This window comes from Bradyrhizobium sp. AS23.2, assembly GCF_001908185.1.
GTDB lineage: Bacteria > Pseudomonadota > Alphaproteobacteria > Rhizobiales > Xanthobacteraceae > Bradyrhizobium.
The window spans coordinates 1-7,153 of sequence record NZ_LGHM01000157.1 but is presented as its reverse complement, the minus strand read 5'-3'; the positions used below and the strand labels follow the sequence as shown (position 1 = coordinate 7,153).

General features: G+C 64.2%; 4 protein-coding genes and 1 pseudogene. 3 read left to right on the top strand and 2 right to left on the bottom strand.

The window, feature by feature from the left end; genetic code table 11:
- Positions 1 to 185: 185 nt before the first annotated feature.
- On the bottom strand, positions 186 to 647 hold the full coding sequence (locus AC630_RS31350; RefSeq protein WP_074122330.1) for an Lrp/AsnC family transcriptional regulator: 462 nt from the start codon (positions 645 to 647) through the stop codon (positions 186 to 188).
- A gap of 133 nt (positions 648 to 780) precedes the next feature.
- On the opposite strand from AC630_RS31350, the gene AC630_RS31345 reads away from it, so the two are divergent.
- Together AC630_RS31345 and AC630_RS31340 are read left to right on the top strand one after the other, a co-directional pair.
- The gene (locus AC630_RS31345; protein WP_074122329.1) at positions 781 to 3,144 is read left to right on the top strand and encodes a thiamine pyrophosphate-binding protein; all 2,364 of its coding nucleotides are present in this window, start codon (positions 781 to 783) and stop codon (positions 3,142 to 3,144) included.
- Positions 3,145 to 3,439: 295 nt separating this feature from the next.
- Positions 3,440 to 4,870, top strand: a complete 1,431-nt coding sequence (locus AC630_RS31340; protein WP_074122331.1) for an aldehyde dehydrogenase family protein — start codon at positions 3,440 to 3,442, stop codon at positions 4,868 to 4,870.
- 203 nt (positions 4,871 to 5,073) lie between these two features.
- Here the strand turns inward: AC630_RS31340 and AC630_RS31335 are convergent.
- A pseudogene (locus tag AC630_RS31335) lies at positions 5,074 to 6,053 on the bottom strand (SMP-30/gluconolactonase/LRE family protein).
- Positions 6,054 to 6,144: 91 nt separating this feature from the next.
- Here AC630_RS31335 and AC630_RS31330 point away from each other — a divergent pair.
- Positions 6,145 to 6,969, top strand: a complete 825-nt coding sequence (locus AC630_RS31330) for an NAD-dependent epimerase/dehydratase family protein (protein WP_074122328.1) — start codon at positions 6,145 to 6,147, stop codon at positions 6,967 to 6,969.
- The last annotated feature ends 184 nt before the right edge of the window (positions 6,970 to 7,153 follow it).

Here is a 7,153-nt window from a genome sequence, read left to right as displayed (position 1 = left end):
TGCAGCCGTGGAGATAGTATGCTGTCATTGCGAGCCACCGGGTCCGCGCGAAGCGCGGCCCGATGACAGGCTCCGCGAAGCAATCCAGACTGCCTCCGCGGAGAGACTCTAGATTGCTTCGTCGCATCAGCGCAAAATTGCTACGCAATTTTGTCGCGAGCTCCTCGCAATGACGGGCTCGGCCGTTACACCGGCAGCGCGATCGAGTATTTCACCTGGCTCAGCGCAAAGCTCGACTCGATCGAGGCGATGCCGTCGAGCCGGGTCAGCTTGGTCTTCAGGAACGTCTCGTAGGAGGCGAGGTCGGCTGCGACGACGCGCAGGAGGTAGTCGCGGTTGCCGGTCATCAGGTAGCACTCCAGCACCTCGTCCCATTTCGAGATCGCGCGGGCAAAGCGGTTGAGGTCCTCCTCCTTCTGCCGTGCCAGCTTGATCGAGATGAAGACGCTGACATGCAGGCCCAGCGCCTTCTGGTCGACGGTTGCGATGTAGCGCGAGATAACGCCGCGCTCCTCCAGCAGCTTGACCCGGCGATGGCAGGGCGAGACCGAGAGTCCGACCTTGTCGGCAAGCTCCTGCATGGTCAGCCGGCTGTCGGTCTGGAGCAAGGCGAGGATCTTGCGGTCGATGGCGTCGAGCTCGGGCATTGGGATTAAACCTGTGCTGGGTGATGTTCCGTTGGAAAATTATCCCAATAATCGCGGGTATGGCGCGAAAAATTGAGAAGTTTGGCGTTGCCGGCAGGCGTATCATCCAGGCGTTATGTCCGGGAGCATTGCCATGCCCGTTGATACCGCCCATCTTGACACTTTGAACGCGCTGGCCCGCAAGGCGCTGTGGCTGTCGTCATGGACCATCCACCACGCCAACCACATCCGTCCGAATGCGGACGGCCTCAAGGTTGGCGGCCATCAGGCCTCGTCCGCCTCGCTCGCCACCATCATGTCGGCGCTTTATTTCCACGTGCTGCGGCCGGAGGATCGCGTCGCGGTGAAGCCGCATGCGAGCCCGGTGTTCCACGCCATCCAGTATCTGTTCGGCCGGCAGACCCGCGAGAAGCTGGAGAATTTCCGCGGCTTCAAGGGCGCGCAGTCCTATCCCTCGCGCACGAAGGATGTCGACGACGTCGATTTCTCGACCGGCTCGGTCGGCCTCGGCGTCGCGCAGACGCTGTTCTCCTCGCTGGTGCAGGACTACGTCAAGGCGCATGGTTGGATGAAGGATCGCCGCGAAGGGCGCATGATCGCGCTGGTCGGCGACGCCGAGATGGACGAGGGCAACATCTTCGAGGCGCTTGCCGAGGGTTGGAAGCACGGCCTGCGCAACACCTGGTGGGTGGTCGACTACAACCGCCAGTCGCTCGACGCCGTCGTGCGCGAAGGGCTCTGGGAAAAGTTCGAGACCATGTTCCGCAATTTCGGTTGGGACGTGGTGATCGTGAAATACGGCCGCCTGATGCGCGAGGCGTTTGCCGAGCCTGGCGGCGAAGCGTTGAAGCGCTGGATCGACAATTGCCCGAACGCGCTCTACGCGGCGCTGTGCTTCCAGGGTGGCGCCGCCTTCCGCAAACATCTGCACGACGAGATCGGCGATCAGGGCCCGATCACCAAGCTGATCGACAAGCGCAGCGATGAGGAGCTGCTGGCGCTGATGTCGAACCTCGGCGGCCACGACATGGCGAGCATGCTGGAGGCGTTCGAATCCATTGACCACGACCGTCCGGTCTGCTTCATCGCCTACACCATCAAGGGCGTCGGTCTGCCGTTCCAGGGCCACAAGGACAACCACGCCGGTCTGATGACGGTCGCGCAGCTGGAGAAGTGGCGCGCCAGCCAGAACATCCGGCCCGGGCACGAATGGGACAAGTTCGAAGGACTCACGCAGGATGCGGCCGAGCTCGAAGCTTTCCTCGCGCGCGTGCCGTTCAACCAGGACGGCCGCCGGCTGACCGCGCCCGTCGTCGAGGTGCCTCAGCAGCTCACCTTCAAGTCGTCGCCGCAGATGTCGACCCAGCAGGGCTTTGGCCTCGTGCTGAATGAGATCGCGCGCAGCGACAATGAGCTGGCAAAGCGCATCGTCACCACATCGCCCGACGTCACCGTCTCGACCAATCTCGGCCCCTGGGTCAACCGGCGCGGCTTGTTTGCGCGCGCGGAAAAGGCGGATTTATTCCGCAGCGAAAAAATTCCGTCCACGTTCAATTGGGACTTCTCGCCCAAGGGCCAGCATCTCGAGCTCGGCATCGCCGAGATGAACCTGTTCATCATGCTCTCCGCGCTCGGCCTGTCGCACCAGATCAACGGCGAGCGGCTGCTGCCGGTCGGTACACTCTACGATCCCTTCATCGAGCGCGGGCTCGATGCGCTGAACTATGCCTGTTATCAGGACGCGCGCTTCATGGTGGCGGCGACGCCGTCCGGCATCACGCTCGCGCCGGAAGGCGGCGCGCATCAGTCGATTGCAACGCCGCTGATCGGCATGGCGCAGGACGGGCTGGCCTCGTTCGAGCCGGCCTTCGTCGACGAACTCGCCGTGATCATGGGCTGGGGGTTTAACCACATGCAGCGCGATCCGGGCGAGGGCGGCTCGGTCTATTTGCGGCTCTCGACGCGCAGCATCGAGCAGGCGCAGCGGATCATGACGCCCGAGCTTCAGCAGGGCATTACCGACGGCGCCTATTGGCTGCGCAAGCCGGGCCCCAATGCCGAAGTCGTGATCGCCTATACCGGCGCTGTGGCCCCGGAAGCGATCGAGGCAACCGGCTTCATCGGCGAGAGCCGCCGCGATATCGGCCTGCTCGCGATCACTTCGGCTGACCGTCTCCATGCAGGTTGGACCGCCGCACGGAAATTGCGGCGTGACCGCCGCGGTGTGCAGCACCTCAGCCATATCGAGAAGCTGCTGGCGCCGCTGCCGCGCGACTGCGGCATCGTGACCGTAATCGACGGCCATCCCGCGGCGCTCGGTTGGCTCGGCAGCGTCCGCGGCCATCGCGTCGAGGCGCTCGGCGTTGAGCAGTTCGGCCAGACCGGCACGATCGCCGACCTCTACCGCCACTACGGCATCGACGCCAACGCCATCATCGATGCGGCGGAAAGCCTCACCACGGGCGCGCCGGTGCTGCATCGGAAGATGGCGGTGTGATCACGCGCATGGGCCCTGGCTCTGCAGCGCACCGCTAAAGCGGCGCTGCGCTGCGTCCGGGGGACGAGAGTGTTTGGACTCGTTTTAATCTCGTGTCCCGGACGCGGCGCGACATGAAATGTCGCGACGCTGAGCCGGGACCCCATGGCCGCGCTTGCCTCAGTTCGAGACGCGTCCCATATTCCGCGCGTCTGCCGCAACGCTGGCCCCGCATATGGCGGGTTCAATTGCGGGCGCTTTCGTGCAAGGATGCCTGCCGAAACGCCCCCCTCCATGCCCCAAGAAGAGGTTAATGATGGTCAATCGTATGCAATTCTACATCGACGGCGCCTGGGTCGATCCCGCCGTCAAGAAGTCCACTCCGGTCGTCAATCCGGCGACGGAAGAGGCGATGTACGAGGTTGCGCTGGGCTCCAAGGCTGACGTGGACAAGGCCGTCGCCGCCGCCAAGCGCGCCTTTGCAACTTTCTCCCAGACCAGCCGTGAGGAGCGCGTCGCGCTGCTCACCAAGGTCATCGAGATCTATAAGGGTCGTCTCAAGGAGATCGGTGCCTCCGTCTCCGACGAGATGGGCGCGCCGCTGCCGATGGCGGAGAAGCTCCAGGCCGGCGCCGGCCTCGGCCATCTCATGACCACGCTCGACGTGCTCAAGAACTATCATTTCGAGGAGCCGGTCGGCACCGCCATGGTGCTGCGCGAGCCGATCGGCGTGGTCGGCATGATCACGCCCTGGAACTGGCCGCTCAACCAGATCGCCTGCAAGGTCGCGCCCGCGCTCGCCGCCGGCTGCACCATGATCCTGAAGCCGTCGGAGTTCACGCCGACCTCGGCGCTGATCTTCGCGGAAATCCTCCATGAAGCCGGCGTGCCGAAGGGCGTGTTCAACCTCGTCAACGGTCTCGGCCCCGAGGTCGGCGCCGCCATGAGCGAGCATCCCGATATCGACATGATCTCCTTCACCGGCTCGACCCGCGCCGGCATCGACGTTGCCAAGCGCGCGGCTCCGACCGTGAAGCGCGTCAGCCAGGAGCTCGGCGGCAAGTCGCCGAACGTCATCCTCGAAGGCGCCGACCTGCAGAAGGCGGTGACCGGCGGCGTGATGCACATGTTCAACAACTCCGGCCAGTCCTGCAACGCGCCCTCGCGCATGATCGTGCCGCTGTCGAAGATGAAGGAAGTCGCCGCGATCGCGAAGGCTGTCGCCGACAAGACCAAGGCGGGCGATCCGCGCGCCGAAGGCACCACCATCGGCCCGGTCGTCAACCGCGGCCAGTGGGACAAGATCCAGGGCCTCATCAAGAAGGGCATCGACGAGGGCGCCACGCTTGTCGCCGGCGGCCCGGGCCTGCCCGAGGGCGTCAACAAGGGCTTCTATGTCCGCCCGACCATCTTCGCCGACGTCACCCCCGACATGACGATCGCCCGTGAAGAAATCTTCGGACCGGTGCTCACCATCATCGGCGCCAAGGACGAAGCCGACGCAGTGCACATCGCCAACGACACGCCGTACGGTCTCGCTGGTTACGTCACGGGCGCTTCGGTCGAGGACGCCAAGCGCGTCGGTCGGCAGATTCGTGCCGGCAACGTCAACCTCCAGGGCGTGCCGAATGATCGCACCGCGCCGTTCGGCGGCTACAAGCAGTCCGGCAACGGCCGCGAGTGGGGCAAGTACGGCCTCGAGGACTTCCTCGAAGTGAAGGCCGTCGCCGGCTTCAACGCGGCGTAAGCCTCATCGCCTGAACAGACATGACGCCGGAGCGGGAAACCGCTCCGGCGTCTTGTTTTTGCCGACGTGTCTCGACAAGGCGAGGTGTCGTAGGGTGGGCAAAGGCGCGCAAGCGACGTGCCCACCATCCCATAACGAACGCGAAGTGGTGGGCACGCTTCGCTTTGCCCACCCTACGAGCGCTCGCAATGACGGCGGAGCAACTATCCCCCCAGCGCGCCTTGCGTGTTCACATACAGCGCGTAGATCGACTGGCTCGCGGCCATGAACAGGCGGTTGCGCTTGACGCCGCCGAAGCAGAGATTGGCGCAGCGTTCGGGCAGGGCGATGCGGCCGATCATGACGCCGTCGGGCGCGAACACCACGACGCCGTCGAGCTCGGGATCGCCCATCCCCCAGCCGCACCAGAGATTGCCGTCGATGTCGCAGCGCATGCCGTCGGGTGTGCCCGGACCGGCATCGATGAAGACGCGCTTGTTGGAGATCGTGCTGCCGTCGGACGAGACGTCATAGGCGAGGATCTTGCGGTTCGGAATGCCGCGGGATTCCACGACGTAGAGGATCTTCTCGTCCGGCGAGAAGCACAGCCCGTTCGGACCAAGCACGCCCTCGGCGACGATGGTTGCCTTGCCGGTTGCGGGATCGAGCCGATAGACGTTCGGGTCGATCTCGGGCTCGGCCTTGTAGCCTCGTAATTGCCGAGCAGGCCGAAGGTCGGATCGGTGAACCAGATCGAGCCATCGGACTTCACGACGACGTCGTTGGGCGAGTTCAGTCGCTTGCCATTGAACGAGTCCATCAGCACGGTGATGGTGCCATCATATTCGGTGCGCACCACGCGCCGGCCGCCATGCTCGCAGGTGACCAGCCGGCCCTGGCGGTCGCGGGTGTTGCCGTTGGCGAAATTGGAGGGCTTTCGGAAAATCGAGATGGCGCCGGTTTCCTCCTCCCATTTGATGATGCGCTGGTTCGGAATGTCGCTGCAGAGCAGATAGCGTCCGTCGCCGAACCAGACCGGGCCCTCGGCCCAGCGCAGGCCCGTGGTCAGTCGTTCCACGGCCGAAAGCTTCAGCCAGTATTTTTCGAAGCGGGGATCGAGTGCATGAATTGCTGGATCGGGGTAATAAGTCGCCGGCCGCCAGCCTTGTGTTCGTTCTCGCGTGTGGGACGATGCATCGTTCATGTGCAGTTCTCGTTGTTGCGTTCCCTCTGCCCAAATCTGCTATCATCAGTGATCCACGACCGCAAATCGGTCGCCATATAAGAGGACAGACATGCCGCGCATCTTGATGACGGGAGCTTCGGGCGGGATCGGGACGCGTCTGCGGAAGCTGCTGCCGCCGATCTATCCGGACCTCTTGCTCAGCGATATCCGCGAGCCCGCCGATCTCAGCCCCAACGAGAAGTTCAAGGCGGCGGACCTGTCCGACATGGCGCAGGTCGAGGCGATCTGCGAAGGCGTCGACGGCATCATCCATTTCGGCGGCTATTCAGTCGAAGGCCCCTGGGACGACATCCTCCAGGCCAACATCATCGGCGGCTACAATCTGTTCGAGGCGGCACGCAAGAAGGGCGTCAAGCGCGTGGTCTTCGCGTCCTCGAACCATGCCGTCGGATTCTATCCGCGCCACCACAACATCGGCACCGACGTCACGGCGCGCCCCGACAGCCGCTACGGCGTCAGCAAGGTGTTCGGCGAGGCGGTCGGCGCGCTCTATGCCGACAAGCACGGCCTGAAGGTGACCTGCCTCCGCATCGGCAATTTCGGCGACATGCCGCTCGACCAGCGCCGCCTCGCGATCTGGCTGAAGCCCGAGGATCTCGTTCAGCTCTGCCGTATCGGGCTCGAACATCCCGATATCCATTTCGAGGTCTTCTACGGCGCCTCCCTCAACGAGCGCGCCTGGTGGGACAACCACCGCGCCTACGAATTCGGCTATCGCCCAACGGGACGCGCCGAGGATTTCCGCGAGCATGCGATGGCCGAACAGGCCAAGCTGAAGCCGGACCCGATCGGCGACCACTACCAGGGCGGCGCGTTCTGCAGCAGCGAGTTCGATGGCGACGCTAGCCGCATCATCGACTGGAATAAGCGGTAAAGCTTGACGTGAATGCAGGTGTGCTCGCCCCGCTTGCGGGGAGAGGGTTGGGGTGAGGGCAGCGGCGGGCCCCTCACCATGAGGGTTTGATATCTCGCCGCGAAACGTGACCTCATCCTGAGGGCCCGCCGTAGGCGGGCGTCTCGAAGGATGGCCGCAGGCGAACTTCCTGACGCGTTTTCTT